This is a genomic window from Pseudomonas sp. yb_5, from assembly GCF_043103865.1.
Lineage (GTDB): Bacteria > Pseudomonadota > Gammaproteobacteria > Pseudomonadales > Pseudomonadaceae > Aquipseudomonas > Aquipseudomonas putida_Y.
The window spans coordinates 15,841-32,057 of record NZ_JBICKE010000099.1 but is presented as its reverse complement, the minus strand read 5'-3'; the positions used below and the strand labels follow the sequence as shown (position 1 = coordinate 32,057).

General features: G+C 62.1%; 14 protein-coding genes. 10 read left to right on the top strand and 4 right to left on the bottom strand.

Features of this window, described 5'->3' with window-relative positions; translation table 11 throughout:
• Positions 1–342 precede the first annotated feature (342 nt).
• The gene (tpx, locus tag ACF8GF_RS16935) at positions 343–843 is read right to left on the bottom strand and encodes a thiol peroxidase (RefSeq protein WP_176683284.1); all 501 of its coding nucleotides are present in this window, start codon (positions 841–843) and stop codon (positions 343–345) included.
• 329 nt (positions 844–1,172) lie between these two features.
• Between tpx and ACF8GF_RS16930 the strand changes: the two genes are divergently transcribed.
• The gene (locus ACF8GF_RS16930; RefSeq protein ID WP_392488030.1) at positions 1,173–2,360 is read left to right on the top strand and encodes a Bcr/CflA family efflux MFS transporter; all 1,188 of its coding nucleotides are present in this window, start codon (positions 1,173–1,175) and stop codon (positions 2,358–2,360) included.
• 71 nt (positions 2,361–2,431) lie between these two features.
• Here the strand turns inward: ACF8GF_RS16930 and ACF8GF_RS16925 are convergent, their stop codons facing one another.
• The 3 genes from ACF8GF_RS16925 to ACF8GF_RS16915 form a co-directional block, all read right to left on the bottom strand.
• The gene (locus tag ACF8GF_RS16925) at positions 2,432–3,712 is read right to left on the bottom strand and encodes a serine/threonine transporter (RefSeq protein WP_176683282.1); all 1,281 of its coding nucleotides are present in this window, start codon (positions 3,710–3,712) and stop codon (positions 2,432–2,434) included.
• Positions 3,713–4,101: 389 nt separating this feature from the next.
• Positions 4,102–5,298 (bottom strand): aromatic amino acid transaminase, encoded by a 1,197-nt coding sequence (locus tag ACF8GF_RS16920; RefSeq protein WP_392488029.1) that lies wholly within the window; start codon positions 5,296–5,298, stop codon positions 4,102–4,104.
• A gap of 163 nt (positions 5,299–5,461) precedes the next feature.
• A complete protein-coding gene (locus ACF8GF_RS16915) occupies positions 5,462–6,487 on the bottom strand; it encodes an Ldh family oxidoreductase (RefSeq protein WP_176683281.1) in 1,026 nt (341 codons plus the stop codon).
• A 142-nt stretch (positions 6,488–6,629) separates the two neighbouring features.
• Here ACF8GF_RS16915 and ACF8GF_RS16910 point away from each other — a divergent pair, with 142 nt between their 5' ends.
• The 9 genes from ACF8GF_RS16910 (at position 6,630) to ACF8GF_RS16870 (ending at position 16,161) form a co-directional block, all read left to right on the top strand.
• Positions 6,630–7,502 (top strand): MurR/RpiR family transcriptional regulator, encoded by an 873-nt coding sequence (locus ACF8GF_RS16910; RefSeq protein ID WP_012052078.1) that lies wholly within the window; start codon positions 6,630–6,632, stop codon positions 7,500–7,502.
• A gap of 23 nt (positions 7,503–7,525) precedes the next feature.
• The gene (locus ACF8GF_RS16905; protein ID WP_176683280.1) at positions 7,526–8,278 is read left to right on the top strand and encodes a transporter substrate-binding domain-containing protein; all 753 of its coding nucleotides are present in this window, start codon (positions 7,526–7,528) and stop codon (positions 8,276–8,278) included.
• Between the two features lie 170 nt (positions 8,279–8,448).
• The gene (locus tag ACF8GF_RS16900; RefSeq protein ID WP_176683279.1) at positions 8,449–9,168 is read left to right on the top strand and encodes an ABC transporter permease; all 720 of its coding nucleotides are present in this window, start codon (positions 8,449–8,451) and stop codon (positions 9,166–9,168) included.
• Positions 9,165–9,875 (top strand): ABC transporter permease, encoded by a 711-nt coding sequence (locus ACF8GF_RS16895; protein ID WP_176683278.1) that lies wholly within the window; start codon positions 9,165–9,167, stop codon positions 9,873–9,875. Before ACF8GF_RS16900 ends, ACF8GF_RS16895 begins: the two co-directional genes overlap by 4 nt.
• A 16-nt stretch (positions 9,876–9,891) precedes the next feature.
• Positions 9,892–11,136 (top strand): FAD-binding oxidoreductase, encoded by a 1,245-nt coding sequence (locus ACF8GF_RS16890; protein WP_176683277.1) that lies wholly within the window; start codon positions 9,892–9,894, stop codon positions 11,134–11,136.
• 22 nt (positions 11,137–11,158) lie between these two features.
• Positions 11,159–11,941 carry an amino acid ABC transporter ATP-binding protein gene (locus ACF8GF_RS16885; RefSeq protein ID WP_010954443.1) on the top strand — a complete coding sequence of 261 codons (783 nt, stop codon included), beginning with the start codon at positions 11,159–11,161 and terminating at the stop codon, positions 11,939–11,941.
• A 469-nt stretch (positions 11,942–12,410) separates the two neighbouring features.
• Positions 12,411–13,220: a gamma-glutamyl-gamma-aminobutyrate hydrolase family protein gene (locus ACF8GF_RS16880; RefSeq protein ID WP_176683276.1), complete on the top strand. Its 810-nt coding sequence runs from the start codon at positions 12,411–12,413 to the stop codon at positions 13,218–13,220.
• A 560-nt stretch (positions 13,221–13,780) separates the two neighbouring features.
• Positions 13,781–14,692 carry a 5-dehydro-4-deoxyglucarate dehydratase gene (gene kdgD, locus ACF8GF_RS16875; RefSeq protein WP_209965387.1) on the top strand — a complete coding sequence of 304 codons (912 nt, stop codon included), beginning with the start codon at positions 13,781–13,783 and terminating at the stop codon, positions 14,690–14,692.
• Between the two features lie 104 nt (positions 14,693–14,796).
• Entirely contained in the window at positions 14,797–16,161 is a 1,365-nt protein-coding gene (locus ACF8GF_RS16870) for an MFS transporter (RefSeq protein ID WP_209965385.1), read from the top strand.
• Positions 16,162–16,217: the final 56 nt, after the last annotated feature.

Sequence of the window (16,217 nt, the reverse complement as noted above, 5' to 3'; positions counted from 1 at the left end):
GAACGAACCTTGTTCGGAATGACGACTTGGGGAGGATGAACGATAAGCACTGCCATCGTTTTAGCAAAGGGCCTTTACCAGAGGTTTACCTTTGCCTGACGTTGCCAAGAGGCGGAATTTTAAATGAAAACGGCCCGGAACGTGTTCCGGGCCGTTACAGGGTGTTGCTTGGAGCGGTGACGGGCCTGAAGGTTCGGTTGCCTGGCCTGGCCCTTTCGCGGGTGAACCCGCTCCTACGGGGATGTCACAGCCTTTGAAAACTGTGCCGCACGTTGTAGGAGCGGGTTTACCCGCGAAGAGGCCATCACAGGCTACAGACGCCCGCCCTGCCCCACGCAATCCTTACTTCAGTACAGCCAGCGCCGCCTCGTAGTTCGGCTCGTCAGCAATTTCGCCAACCAGTTCGCTGTGCAGCACCTTGTCGTTCTCGTCCAGCACCACCACGGCGCGGGCGGCCAGGCCGGCCAGCGGGCCATCGGCGATGGCTACGCCGTAGTTTTCGAGGAACTCGCGACCACGCAGGGTCGACAGGTTATTCACGTTGTCCAGCCCCTCAGTGCCGCAGAAGCGTGCCTGGGCGAACGGCAGGTCAGCCGAGATGCACAGCACCACGGTGTTGGCGACGTCGTTGGCCTGGGCGTTGAACTTGCGCACCGAGGTGGCGCAGGTCGGGGTATCGACGCTCGGGAAGATGTTCAGCACCTTGCGCTTGCCGGCGTAGTCTTTCAGCGACTTGTCAGCCAGGCCTTCACCTACCAGGGAGAAAGCCGGAGCCTGGGCGCCGGCCTGTGGCAAGTTGCCGTTGACCTGGACCGGGTTGCCTTTGAGAGTCACTTGAGCCATGACGAAATCCTTATGCGGGGTTTGAAAAGGACACTGAGTTAAGCATGAAGGCAGCCGGGTGCCTATGGGGGCAGGTGAAATTGTTCTATTGCCGGACGATTTTTGTGGACAAAATGACGACCCCCGACTGTCACGGCCAGTTGCTTCACGGCTGCCAATAAGCCCTCGGCAGGAACCTACAACGCTATCAGAAATTTCGCCACTCAGTTCGGCTTGTGCATCCTCAAGGCAGCGCTACCATCAGACGCCTGACAACAAGGGGAATACATAGATGAACGCTACCAACACGAGACCTGAAAAACCGGCCAGCCTGGCTCGTGGTTAGCAGCGTGCACCGCCCCGCTGGTTCGCTTCGGCGCTATCTGTGTTCGACGCTGCTGATTCTGTTATGTCTGCTGGGTGTGTTTCCCCTGGACGTGATCCTCCCGTCATTCCCTGCGCTGGCCAATGAGTTTCGAGTCGACACAAAACAGATTGCGTACTCGGTGAGCTTTTTTGCTGTTGGTGTGGCCATGGCGCAAATCGTGATCGGCCCACTGTCGGATGGCATCGGGCGCAAGCGTTTGTTGCTCGCTGGGTTGAGCGTATCCATTGTGGGGGCGCTCGGTTGCGTATTTTCAACCCATTATGAAACGTTCATGGCCTTTCGCTTGGTGCAGGCCCTGGGTTGCGGCAGCCTCGTGCTAGGCCAGGCGCTTGTGCAGGACCTCTACAGCGGTACACAACGCAATGCCATGCGCATCCTGTTAACAAGCGCGAGCGGGTTGTTCATCTCACTGTCACCGCTGGCAGGTGCTTTGCTTCAACAGTCGTTTGGCTGGAAGGCAAGCTTTACGGTATTCGTGATCATCGCTGCAATCGTTTCACTTTTATCGTATGTGCTGCTTCATGACACACCTGCGGCGCGCGACCGGGCGCCAAGCATGTCCAGTTATCGGGTGATGCTGCGAGACACGGACTATCTCGCGCATTCCATGCTCTCCAGCCTCGCCTTTGCCTGCCATTTTTCCTTTATCGTCATAGCGCCCTTGCTGCTGATGGGCAGGCTGGAGCTGACGGCCTATCAATTCTCTCTGGTCTTTATCGGCTATGGGTTGGCATACATCGCCGGCGGCATGGCTGCCACCTACTTGAACAGTCGCGTAAGCCCGCAAACTCAAATAAAAGCAGGCTTGCTGCTTATAAGTACTGCGGGCATTACCCTTTTGATGTGGGGGCGGGTAGCAGGTTTATCTGTGCTGGGGGTTCTACTGCCGATGATTGTCTGTACCACCGGGACAACCTTGGTACGCCCCGCCGCAACAACCCAGGCTTTGGCGCGCTATCCGAGTCAGGCAGGTGCGGCAGCGTCGCTCAATGCGACATTGCTGTTCGCCGGTGCCGGTTTGACGAGCAGTGTGGTCGCAGCTTTGGAAAGCGAGCTACCGGCAGGCTTGGGCATGCTGTTCGTGGTGGTCAGCCTTTGCGGGTGGTGGCTGCTTGCACGCACCAAGAACGATGGAATGCAACGCTGTTGAAACCTTGATCAGGCAAAAAAATGCCCGAGTGACGACAAGCGCCCCGGGCATTCTTGAATGAAACGGGTGAATCAGCTTACAAGGCCGTACACCACCGAAGTCAGCGCAACCAGGCCGACCACAACGACGAACACGTTGGAGGCCGCACCGCTGTACTTGCGCATCGATGGCACACGGCGAATGGCGTACATCGGCATCAGGAACAACAGCACCGCGAGGATCGGGCCGCCGAGCGACTCGATCATGCCGAGAATGCTCGGGTTGAGCGTGGCAACGATCCAGCACACCACCAGCATCAGTGCAGCGACCACGCGGTCCAGGGCTTTGGCGCCCGGACGCGCACCGGTCTTGGCGATGATGCCCTTCAGGCCTTCGCTGGCACCGATATAGTGGCCGAGGAACGACTTGGCGATGGCCACGAAGGCGATCAACGGCGCAGCGAACGCGATGGTCGGGTTGCTGAAGTGGTTGGCCAGATACGACAGGATCGACAGGTTCTGCGCCTTGGCTTCGGCCAGCTGGGCGCTGCTCAGGGTGAGCACGCAGCTGAACACGAAGAACAGCACCATCGCCACCATCAGCAGGTGGGCACGACGCAGGATCTGGCCGCTACGCTCGTCGGCGTGCTCGCCGTAACGGCGCTTCTGGTCGACGGCAAAGGCCGAAATGATCGGCGAATGGTTGAACGAGAACACCATCACCGGAATGGCCAGCCACAGGGTGTGCAGGAAGGCCGAGGCCGGCGGCACCTCTGTGGCACTGTCGAGAATGCCACCGGTCCAGTGCGGCACCAGGTACAGGCCCAACAACGCCAGAGCGACGATGAACGGGTAGACCAGCAGGCTCATGACCTTGACCGTGGCCTGCTCCCCGCAGCGCACGATGGCCAGCAGGCCGAGAATCAGCACGAATGACAGGATTGCCCGTGGCGGCGGCTGCATGTGCAGCTGGTGTTCCATGAAGCTGGACACGGTGTTGGTCAGCGCCACGCTGTAGATAAGCAGGATCGGGAAGATCGCGAAGAAGTACAGCACGGTGATCGAGGCGCCGGCGGTGACGCCGAAATGCTCCTTGACCACTTCGGTGATGTCGCCGCCATCGCGCCCGGAAAGGACGAAACGGGTCAGCCCGCGGTGGGCGAAATAGGTCATCGGGAAGGCCAGCACGGCCAGGATCAGCAGCGGCCAGAAGCCGCCAAGGCCCGCGTTGATCGGCAGGAACAGTGTCCCGGCGCCGATGGCTGTGCCGAACAGGCCCAGCATCCAGGTGGTGTCTTGACGCGCCCAGGTGCCTAGGGTGGCGGGGGTCGATTCTGCAAAGCGTTGTTCAACGCTTGGGGCCTGCTCATTCATTCCGGGTGAAGCTCCACTCGCAAGACTGCAACAGGCTGAGAATGGCGAAATAGACGTTTCGCCCAACTCAACCGGAAAAGAGGGGCGCGATTGTGCACGGAAAGGTTGCACTTGCGAAGCCCTTTTCCGAGGAGCGGTTGCACTTGTCTTTACAAGCGGAAGGCATTGCTGGTGTCGTTCGATGGAATGTAGCGGCCTGGGGGCCTGTGTGAGCCGCCTGTGGGAGCCGCCTGTGGGAGCGGCCTTGCGTCGCGATAGGGCCGCAAAGCGGCCCCAGCAATGTCAGCGGCAAAGCTGCAATCGTGGGGGCGCTCCGCACCCCTTTCGCGACGCAAGGCCGCTCCCACAAAGTCCAACCGCGCCCCGCAGGAGGGTCCGTGGCTGGCGAGTTACTTCTGAACGGCAGCGAACGCTTCGGCAACCCGTTGCAGGTTGGCCGGGCGCAGGCCGGACATGCACACACGGCCGCTGTCGATCAGGTAAACGCCGAACTCGTCACGCAGGCGACGTACCTGCTCGACGCTGAAGCCGGTGTAGCTGAACATGCCGCGCTGGCGCAGGAAGAACTGGAAGTCCTGGCCCGGCAGCAGCACGGCCAGGGCATCGACCAGCGCCTGGCGCATGTCAAGGATACGCTTGCGCATCACTTCGACTTCTTCGGCCCACTGGGCATTAAGGCCAGCATCGCTCAGTACGCCGGCAACCAGCTGGGCGCCGAAGTTGGGCGGGCTGGAGTAGTTGCGGCGCACGGTGGCCTTCAGCTGGCCAAGCACGCTCTGGGCAGTGGCCTCGTCATCGCACACCACCGACAGGCCGCCCACCCGCTCACCATACAGCGAGAAGATTTTCGAGAAGGAGTTGCTGACCAGGCACGGAACGCCCGCACGGGCCATTTCGCGGATAGCGTAGGCGTCTTCTACCAGGCCTTCGGCGAAGCCCTGGTAAGCGATGTCGAGGAATGGGATCAGCTGGCGCGCCTTGACCACTTCGACCACTTGTTGCCACTGGTGCTGCTCCAGATCGGCACCGGTAGGGTTGTGGCAGCACGGGTGCAGCAGCACCACGCTGTTGGCCGGCAGGCTCTGCAAGGTGGCCAGCATGCCGTCGAAGTCCACGCCACGGGTGGCCTGGTCGAAGTACGGGTAGGTGTGGACCTTGAAGCCTGCACCTTCAAAGATGGCGCGGTGGTTGTCCCAGGTCGGGTTGCTGACCCAGACTTCAGACTGCGGGAAGTAGCGCTTGAGGAAGTCGGCACCGACCTTCAGGGCGCCGGAGCCACCCACGGTCTGTACGGTGGCCACCCGGCCGCCGGTCACGGCCGGGTGATCGGCACCGAACAGCAGCGCCTGAATGGCTTGGCGGTAACCGGCCAGGCCTTCCATCGGCAGGTACAGGGAGGCTTCGTGGTCCTGACCGGCAATGCGTTTTTCCACCGCATCCACCGCCGCCAGTTGCGGCACCACGCCGGCCTCATCGTAGTACAGGCCAATACTCAGGTTGACCTTGTCGGCGCGCGGGTCGGCCTTGAAGGTTTCCATCAACGAGAGGATCGGGTCGCCGGCATAGGCATCGACATGTTTGAACACAGCGTGCAGCTCCTTGGATCAGGACGGTACGGAAAGTCAGCCCTGAGCATACCCGGAGAGAGGGCTCAGGAACATCCACTATTGTGCAAGGTTGTCTATGCAACATTGCATGGCCGGGGTTAAGGGCTGGATTCTTTGCGGGTTAACCCGCGAAAGGGCCAGATCAGCCAAGCAGCTCTTTCAGGCCTTGCAACTCCTGCTCGGTCACTGCCACCCCCTCCTCTTCGGCCACCTCACGCTCACGATAGCGCCGCTCACCCGGCATCCGGGTCAGCCCGACTGCCTGCATCTGCTCCACCAGTTCGCGGCTGCGCTGGGCAAAGCGCTCGCCCTCGGCCTTGCCTGGGTCGATGACGATGATCAACTGCCCGGTCCATGGCGTTTTCGCCCCGGGATGCCCGGACCAATCGAACTCCCAGGAGAAATGACCGCCGGTCAGCGCCGCCGCCAGCAGCTCGACCATCATCGACAACGCCGAGCCCTTGTGCCCGCCAAATGGCAGCAGGGCGCCGCCTTCCAGAATCGCCTTTGGGTCGGTGGTCGGCTGGCCATCGGCGTCCACCCCCATGCCCTCCGGCAATTGCTGGCCGGCACGCGCGGCAATTTGCACATCGCCATGGGCCATGGCACTGGTGGCCATGTCGAAAACGATCGGGTCATGCTCAGCGCAAGGCGCAGCAAAAGCGATGGGGTTGGTACCGAACAGTGGCTTGCGCGCACCATGCGGCACCACGCACGTCATGCTGTTGACCACGCTGAGGGCTACCAGGCCCTCTTCGGCGAACGGCTCTACATCCGGCCACAACGCAGCGAAGTGGTGCGAGTTGTGGATCGCCAGCACGGCAATGCCTGCGTTGCGTGCCTTCGCCACCAACAGCTCACGGGCCGCCGCCAGTGCTGGCTGGGCAAAACCGCCCGCAGCATCGACACGCACATAACCGGCGGCCACGTCGCTGACCTGTGGCGTGGCCTGGCCATCGACCCAGCCGCTGGCCAAGGTCGAGACATAACCGGGCATGCGGAACACCCCATGGCTATGGGCGCCATCACGCTGGGCGCTGGCGCAGTTGTGGGCCAGCACCCGGGCCACGGCCTCGCTGCACCCATGGCGCTGGAAAATGGCCTGCAACAGGCTTTGCAGCTCGGTAAACGGCATGCGCACAACGGTGCTGGTGGCAGGTGCGGACATCTGAAGCTCCTTGTTGATTTTGGAATGGCTACAGCGTTGCAACGACAAAAACTTTCCTTCATGTGACAGCAATCTGTCAAATGTTGACTTGATGACAGAAAACATTCATTTTCTTCCCAAGCCTCACCCCTGGAGCCGCAGCATGAGCCAACTGATCAAGCAACGCCTGGAAAACAGCCTCGAAGGGGCCGCTGCCTCGGGTCGCAAGATCGCCACCTACATGCTTGCCAACCTGCACGAACTGCCGTTCCAGACCTCGGCCAGCATTGCCGCCAAGCTGGGCGTCAGCGAATCCAGCGTCGGGCGCTACTGTCGCTCACTGGGTTATGCCCACCTCAAGGCGCTTAAGCAAGACCTGCAGAACGATCTGGGCGATGGCCCGTGGCTGGTGGGTGATCGCTTGCAAGATTACCGCCAGAACCAGGACGCCAGCGACAACGCCGGCAGCCTGGAGCTGGAAATCGCCGCCCTGGTGCGCGTACACGAGTACCGCCAGAGCCCGGCCTGGCACAACGTGGCGCAACGCCTGGCGAGCAAACCGCGAGTGTTCATCGCCGGCTTCCAGACCGAGCGTGGCATCGCCATGTGCATGAGCCACCTGCTGCAATACCTGCGCGATGGTGTGCAACTGGTCGACATCAGCGCCGGGCACTTCGGCGAAGTGCTGCTGGGCCGTGCCGAAGACAGCGCTCTGGTGGTGTTCGAGGCGCGCCGTTATTCCCGCCATGCCCTGATGCTGTGCCAGAAGGCGCGCGAGGCTGGCATTGCGGTCACCTTGGTGACCGACACTTTCTGTGACTGGGCGGATGCCAATGCCGACGAGGTGTTCCGCATCCCCACCGAGTTCAACCTGTTCTGGGAATCCACCTCGACGATGTTGTCGTGGGTGCATCTGATGGTCAACGAGGTCTGCAAGAAGCTCGGGCCAGATGTTGAAAAACGCTTGGAAGCAACTGCCGCTCTACATAACGAATTCGTCGGCTACACCTCGTGGTCGACGGGCAAACAACAATAGCAAGAGTGCAATGAGGTGCAGAGATGAACAAGTCCATGGCCTTGGTGGGTGCGTGCGCCCTGCTGCTGGCGGGTGCCGCCAGCGCTGAAACCCTGCGGTTCGCCACCGAGGGTGCCTACCCGCCCTTCAACTATGTAGACGCCGATAACAAGCTGCATGGCTTCGATGTCGACATCACCCATGCCCTGTGCGAACAGATGAAAGTCGAATGCACGCTGGTGGCCCAGGACTGGGAAGGCATCATCCCCGCCCTGATGGCGCGCAAGTATGACGCGGTGGTAGCGTCGATGATCGATACCGAAGAGCGACGCAAGAAGATCGCCTTCACCGACCGCTACTACCGCACGCCCCTGACCGTGGCGGTTGCCAAGGACAGCAAGATCGACAGCGCCCAGACCGACTTTGTCGGCTACACCGTCGGTGCGCAGTCTTCGTCCACCCAGGCCATCTACGCCGAAGACGTGTATGGCAAGGCTGGTGCCGACGTGAAACTGTACCCGACCATGGACGAAGCCAACGCAGACCTGGCGGCCGGCCGCCTGGACGGTGTGATTGCCGACAAATTCCCGCTGCACGAGTGGATGAACAAGAACGGTGGGGATTGCTGCAAGATCCTTGGCGACGTGGCCGACACCAAGGCCGATGCCGCCATCGCTGTGCGCAAGGACGACGAAGCCCTGCGCCAGCGCCTGAATACCGCGCTGCAACAGATCGTGGCCAACGGTACCTATCAGAAGATCGCCAGCAAGTATTTTGCTTTCGATATCTACAACTGATCTTCAGGAAGTTGTGCGAACGCCCTGTGGGAGCGGCCTTGCGTCGCGATAGGGCCGCGTAGCGGCCCCGATAATCTCTGCAGTTGCATAAACCCTGGGGCCGCTACGCAGCCCTATCGCGACGCAAGGCCGCTCCCACAAGGCCGCATAACCTGCCCAAGAGGTTCGTCATGCTCGATCAATTGTCCTTGCTGTCTTTCGCCAGCGGAGGCTGGGGCCAGGCGTTGCTGGCCGGCGCGCTGGTTACCGTTTCCCTGGCCCTGGCCTGCCTGCCCATCGGCCTGCCACTGGGCCTGGTGGTCGCGCTGGCGGCGCGCTCACGCAAACGCCTGCCACGGGCCTGGGCCACCACCTTTTCTACCGTGTTCCGCGGCCTGCCCGAGCTGCTGACGCTGCTGATCATCTATTACGGCTGCCAGATCGCCGCGCAGAAGATCCTCGCCGCCATGGGTTATCAAGGTGAGTTCATCATCAACACCTTCCTCGCCGCGATGATCGCCTTCAGCCTGGTGTTCGCCGCGTTTTCCAGCGAGATCTGGCTGGCCGCCTTCAAGACCCTGCCCAAGGGCCAGCTGGAAGCCTGCTCGGCGCTTGGCCTGAGCAAGCGCACCGGTTTCGTCAAGGTGTTGCTGCCGCAACTGACCCGCATCGCCTTGCCCGGCTTGTCCAACAACTGGCTGTCGCTGCTCAAGGACACCTCGCTGGTGTCGACCATCTCGCTGGTCGACCTGATGCGCCAGACCAATCTGGCGGTCAGCGTAACCAAGGAGCCGATGTTCTTCTACGGCGTCGCCTGCCTGGGCTACCTGCTGTTCGCAGCACTGTCCGGGCGCGTGTTCGCCTACATCGAACGGCGCAGCAACCGCCACCTGCAAGGAGCACGCGCATGAGCTTCGATCAACTGCTGGCAATGGTGCTCGACCCCGACCTGCTGGAGCGCTACGGCCCACGCTTCATCGACGGCCTGCTGGTCACCGCCAAGCTGGTGGCAATTTCCTTCAGCCTGGGCGCTGTGCTCGGCCTTCTGCTGGCACTTGCGCGCATGTCTCGCAGCCTGTTGCTGCAGCGCATGGCTGCCGGCTACGTGTACTTCTTCCGCGGCTCGCCGCTGCTGGCGCAATTGTTCCTGCTGTATTACGGCCTGGGTTCGCTCAAGGGCTTCTGGCAGGACGTCGGCCTGTGGTGGTTCTTCCGCGAAGCGTGGTTCTGCACCTTGCTGGCGTTCACCCTGAACACCGCCGCCTATCAGGCCGAGATTTTCCGCGGCAGCCTGATGGCGGTTGCGCCTGGCCAGCATGAAGCGGCGCGGGCGCTGAACCTGAAACGCTCGACCACCTTCTTCAAGGTGATATTGCCGCAGTCGCTGCTGGTGGCCATCGGCCCGCTGGGCAACGAACTGATCCTGATGATCAAGGCCAGTGCGATCGCCTCGCTGGTGACGATCTACGACCTGATGGGCGTGACCAAACTGGCCTTCTCGCGCAGTTTCGACTTCCAGATCTACCTGTGGGCCGCCGTGCTCTACCTGGTGATCGTCGAACTGGTGCGGCGCCTGTTGAAACACCTGGAAGCCCGCCTGGGCCGCCACCTGAACTGACCGAAGGATACGTTTCATGCATTGCCAGACCCTTGTCCTTGGCGCCGGCATCGTCGGCGTCAGCACCGCGCTGCACCTGCAGGCACGCGGGCGCCAGGTAATTCTGATCGACCGCGACGAACCGGGCAGCGGCACCAGCCATGGCAACGCCGGGCTGATCGAGCGCTCCAGTGTCATCCCCTATGCCTTTCCGCGGCAATTGAGCGCACTGCTGCGCTACGGCCTGAACCGCCAGCCCGATGTGCGCTACAGCCTGACGCACCTGCCCAAGGCCGCACCGTGGCTGTGGCGCTACTGGCGCCAGTCGGCACCCGGGCGTCTGGCCGGCGCCGCCGCCGATATGTTGCCGCTGGTGCAGCGCTGTGTCGAAGAGCATGACGCGCTGATCGCTGCTGCCGGCCTGGAAAGTCTGGTGCAAGCCAAAGGCTGGATCGAAGTGTTCCGCGACCCAGCGCTGTTCGAGCAGGCAAAAACCGATGCCAAGGGCCTGAGCCGCTACGGCTTGCAATTCGAAATCCTCGAATGCGGGCAACTACAGGCTCGTGAACACCAGCTGGACGCCACCGTGGTCGGTGGCATCCACTGGCTCGACCCGAAAACCGTGAACAACCCCGGCGCGCTCACCCGTGGCTATGCGGCGCTGTTCCTGCAACGCGGCGGGCAGTTCGTGCATGGCGATGCGCGCAGCCTGCGCCAGGCCAATGGCCAATGGCGGGTAGAGAGCCGTCGCGGCCCGATCACTGCCGACGAAGTGGTGGCCTGCCTCGGCCCACAGTCGGCCGACCTGTTCAGCGGCCTGGGCTACCAGATCCCGCTGGCAATCAAGCGAGGCTACCACATGCACTACAGCACCCGTGACGGCGCTCAGCTGGAGCACTCCATCTGCGACACCCAAGGTGGCTATGTTCTGGCGCCGATGGCGCGCGGTGTGCGCCTGACCACCGGCATCGAGTTCGACGCAGCCAGTGCGCCTGGCAACCAGATCCAGCTGGGCCGCTGCGAGGCGCTGGCGCGCAAGCTATTCCCGGCCCTCGGCGAGCGCCTGGACGACACGCCTTGGCTGGGCCGCCGCCCCTGCCTGCCCGACATGCGCCCGGTGATCGGGCCGGCGCCGCGCCACCCAGGGCTGTGGTTCAACTTCGGCCATGCCCATCACGGCCTCACGCTGGGCCCGGTCTGCGGCCGGCTGCTGGCCGAGCTGCTCACTGGCGAGCCCCCCTTCACCGACCCCGCGCCTTACAGCGCGACCCGTTTCGACTGAACCCACGCGGGAGAACAACAAGATGACCGCACCACTGAGCCTTGCCACCCTTGCCCCCGAACCCGACCCACGTCCGGTGCTGATCCGCATCGAAGGCCTGAACAAGCACTATGGCGCGTTCCACGTGCTGCGCGACATCGACCTGCAGGTGCGCGAAGGCGAACGCATCGTGCTGTGCGGGCCGTCCGGCTCGGGCAAGTCGACCCTGATCCGTTGCATCAACCGCCTGGAAGTCGCCCAGCAGGGCAGCATCCAGGTGGACGGCATCGACCTGGCGGCCACCACGCGCGAGGCGGCACAGGTACGCAGCGACATCGGTATGGTGTTCCAGCACTTCAACCTGTTCCCGCACATGAGCGTGCTCGACAACTGCCTGCTGGCCCCCACCAGCGTGCGCGGGCTGTCACGCAAGGACGCCGAGGAGCGGGCACGCATGTACCTGAGCAAAGTCGGCATCGAAAGCCAGGCGCACAAATACCCCAGCCAGCTGTCCGGCGGCCAGCAGCAGCGCGTGGCAATCGCCCGGGCACTATGCATGAAGCCGCGGATCATGCTGTTCGACGAGCCCACTTCGGCGCTGGACCCGGAAATGGTCGCCGAAGTGCTGGATGTATTGGTGCAGTTGGCTGGGACGGGCATGACCATGCTGTGCGTCACCCATGAAATGGGCTTTGCCCGGCAGGTAGCCGAGCGGGTGCTGTTCCTTGAGGGTGGTCAGATCATCGAGGACAGCCCGCCGCAGGTGTTCTTCAACCAGCCGCGCACCGAGCGGGCCAAGGCGTTCCTGGCGCAGATACTGCATTGATTGAAAGCCTGTGGGGGCGGGTTTACCCGCGAAGAAGAAACCGCCGTGGATGGCACGGGCTTCGCCCGTGTTCGCGGGCAAGCCCGCTCCCACAAGGATCGCGCCAGCTTTTAGACGTTGAGCAAGACAGTTGCCCCCACAAGGACCGAGGAGACTTCGAGCTACCTATTCATTGCACCGCTGCAATGACCCAACTGCATCGTTAAATATTATTGACCGCAGCCCCTGCCAAACCCACGCTGCCACAGGCCCGCATCGGTTTCAGCCCCCCAAAAACGGTGTATTGCCTGCGTTAAAGCCCTCTTCCGTTGTTTGACATATCGAACGGCTCTGGCAAGCTATCTACAAGCCCCGACCGGAATCGTCGCCTCTGACGAGCCGGCAGTGCTCGGGGCCACAGGCAGCAATCAGGGCCCCGCGCCGTGCGCCTGCACAACAACGACAGGTCGAACCTGTCCCAAGGTGACATATGTCCAACAGCAACATTGGCAACAAGCAACCTTCCCTGCGCAAACCCGTCGTCCTGATGACCATGGGCACCCAAGAGCGCAAAGGCCATGACTACCAGGTCATGACCCACAAATACATTAGCCCGCTCGTCGAGTTCTCCGATTGCGTCCCGGTGTTGGTGCCCACCTGCTTCGGCACTGAAGACCTCGAGACCTACCTGGACATGGCCGACGGCGTGTACCTGACTGGCGCTGGCAGCAACATCGACCCAGCCCTGTATGGCCAGGAAAACCAGACCCCAGGCAAAGGCCAGGACCAGAACCGCGACCTGTTCGACATTCCGCTGGTCAAGGCGGCGATCAAGCGTGGCCTGCCCATCTTCGGCATCTGCCGTGGCATGCAGGAAATCAACGTGGCCCTGGGTGGTGACATTTACCAGAAGGTGTATGCCGAACCTGGGTTCAATGACCATCGGGAAAACCCCGAAGACCCGGTCGAAGTGCAGTACGCCCAGGTGCATGGGGTGAAGATCCAGCCGGGCAGCTGGCTGCACGACACCCTGGGTACCGACGAGATTCGCGTCAACTCGCTGCATGGCCAAGGCCTGCACAAGCTCGGCGCCGGTATTGAAGCCATCGCCCGTGCCGAAGACGGCTTGGTCGAGGCGATTCACGCGCCAAGCATTTCGCCGTTCCTGTTCGCCGTGCAGTGGCACCCCGAATGGCAAGCGGCGAAGAACCCTGATTCGATAAAGATCTTCCAGGCTTTCGGCGACGCTTGCCGGGCCCAGGTACGCAAGGCGCAAACCAAGCGTCAGCACGCGGCCTGACCTTCAGTTTCCTCTGCTTTGATCGCGGGGCGGTGCAAGGCCGCCCCCGTTTCCCCGGTCACCCTCTGCTGGTCCCAGAACACTTCCCGTGGAATCGGGCGGCGGGCTTGTGCCTGTCTCCGCGATCGTTTTTTCTTCCCCTCAAGAGATACGATGACTGCCATGTATTTGTCGTCGTACCTGCTGCGCCTGTGAAATCGAGCGCCGCCCGCGCGGCGCTTCGCGGGTAAACCCGCTCCTACGTTTGTTTCGGGCCAGTATCGCCTGTCCCAGACGCGCGCGACTGCCTTGTTTGTACGACACGATATCGAGGCATGCGCCAAGGCGTTCGCGCGCAAATGCCACAGGCATAACTGGCCCGACAAACGTAGGAGCGGGTTTACCCGCGAAGCGCCGCGCGGGCGGCGCTCGATCTGCGCCACAACACACCTATCCAGACGGCCACCCTGGCGAGAACACAAAATTCTGAAAAAGGACTAGTCATCGAATAGGTTGTACGATAACTTACCTCCAACGCAAGACAACACCCTTCACCCAAGCGCCCCAGGATGCCAACAACAATGACTCCACAAGAACTCAAATCCATCCTCTCCCACGGCCTGCTGTCCTTCCCGGTCACCGACTTCAACGCCCAGGGCGACTTCAGCCCGGCTGGCTACATCAAGCGCCTTGAGTGGCTGGCCCCCTACGGCGCCAGCGCGCTGTTCGCCGCCGGCGGTACCGGTGAATTCTTCTCCCTGGCCGCCAGCGAATACAGCCAGGTGATCAAGACCGCGGTTGACACCTGCGCCACTTCGGTGCCGATCCTCGCCGGTGTCGGCGGCTCCACCCGTCAGGCCATCGAATATGCGCAAGAAGCCGAGCGCCTGGGTGCCAAGGGCCTGCTGTTGCTACCGCACTACCTGACCGAAGCCAGCCAGGACGGCGTCGCCGCCCACGTCGAAGCGGTGTGCAAATCGGTAAACATCGGTGTGGTGGTGTACAACCGCAACGTCTGCCGCCTGAACGCCGACCTGCTGGAAAAACTGGCCGAGCGCTGCCCGAACCTGATCGGCTACAAGGACGGCCTGGGTGATATCGAGCTGATGGTGTCGATCCGTCGTCGTCTGGGCGAGCGCTTCAGCTACCTGGGTGGCCTGCCGACCGCCGAAGTGTATGCGGCCGCCTACAAGGCCCTGGGTGTACCGGTGTATTCCTCGGCGGTGTTCAACTTCGTGCCGAAAACCGCCATGGACTTCTACAACGCCATCGCCCGGGACGACCACGCCACCGTGGCCAAGCTGATCGACGATTTCTTCCTGCCGTACCTGGACATCCGCAACCGCAAGGCCGGCTACGCCGTCAGCATCGTCAAGGCTGGCGCCAGAATTGCCGGTTACGACGCCGGCCCGGTGCGTACTCCGCTGACCGACCTCACCGCCGAAGAGTACGAGATGCTCGCCGCGCTGATGGACAAGATGGGCCCGCAGTAAGCGCTGCCCGCGGCCTGCCAGATGCCGCGCCCGGAGTGGGCCTGCCCCACTCCGGTTACAATTCGTGAGCCCGCACAAAAATAACTAGTGGGAGTATTGCCAGCATGCAAGCGACTAAGAAAACGCATGTGCGCTACCTGATCCTGTTCATGCTGTTTCTGGTGACCACGATCAACTATGCCGACCGCGCGACCATTGCAATCGCAGGCTCCAGCCTGCAGAAAGACCTCGGCATTGACGCCGTAACCCTCGGTTATATCTTTTCCGCCTTCGGATGGGCTTACGTGGCTGGCCAGATTCCTGGTGGCTGGCTGCTCGATCGCTTCGGTTCCAAGAACGTCTACGCCTTCAGCATCTTCACCTGGTCGCTGTTCACCCTGCTGCAGGGTTTTGTCGGTGGCCTGCCGGTTGCCTGGGCCGTGGTCACCCTCTTCACCCTGCGCTTCCTGGTGGGCTTCGCCGAAGCCCCGTCATTCCCGGGTAACGCGCGCATCGTCGCCGCATGGTTCCCGACCCAGGAACGCGGCACGGCGTCGGCCATCTTCAACTCGGCGCAGTATTTCGCCACTGCACTGTTCGCCCCGATCATGGGCTGGATCGTGTTCAGCTTCGGCTGGGAGCACGTGTTCGTGGTCATGGGTGTGATAGGCATCATCTTCTCGATGGTGTGGCTGAAAACCATCTACAACCCGCGCCAACACCCGCGCATCAGCCCAAGCGAACTCGAGCACATCGAGCAGAACGGCGGCCTGGTCGACATGGACCAGAAGCGCGGCAGCGACGGCCCGAAATGGGGTTACATCAAGCAGTTGCTGACCAGCCGCATGCTGCTGGGCGTCTACCTGGGCCAGTACTGCATCAACGCCATTACCTACTTCTTCCTCACCTGGTTCCCGGTGTACCTGGTGCAGGAACGTGGCATGACAATCCTCAAGGCCGGCTTCATCGCCTCGCTGCCGGCGGTGTGTGGTTTTATCGGTGGCGTCCTGGGTGGCGTGATCTCCGACTGGCTGCTGCGCCGCGGCAACTCGCTGACCTTCTCGCGCAAACTGCCGATCGTCTGTGGCCTGCTGCTGTCCACCACCATGGTGTTCTGCAACTACGTCGATGCCGAGTGGATGGTGGTTGGTTTCATGACGCTGGCGTTCTTCGGCAAGGGCATCGGTGCGCTGGGCTGGGCGGTGGTAGCGGACACTTCGCCCAAGCAGATCGCCGGGCTGTCCGGTGGCCTGTTCAACACCTTCGGCAACATCGCTTCGATCACCACCCCTATCGTGATCGGCTACATCATCAGCGCCACCGGCTCGTTCAAGTGGGCGCTTGTGTACGTGGGTGCCAACGCGCTGGTAGCGGTATTCAGCTACCTGGTTATCGTCGGCCCCATCAAGCGTATCGAATTGCGTGATGCCGCCCCAAAGCCACACGCTGAGCCTGCCACCGACGGCGAACTGGCCAGCTCACGTCACTGAAAGCACACACCCACGCCGGGTCACCCGGCGTGGGCGGATGTACAAAAGCCTGAGAA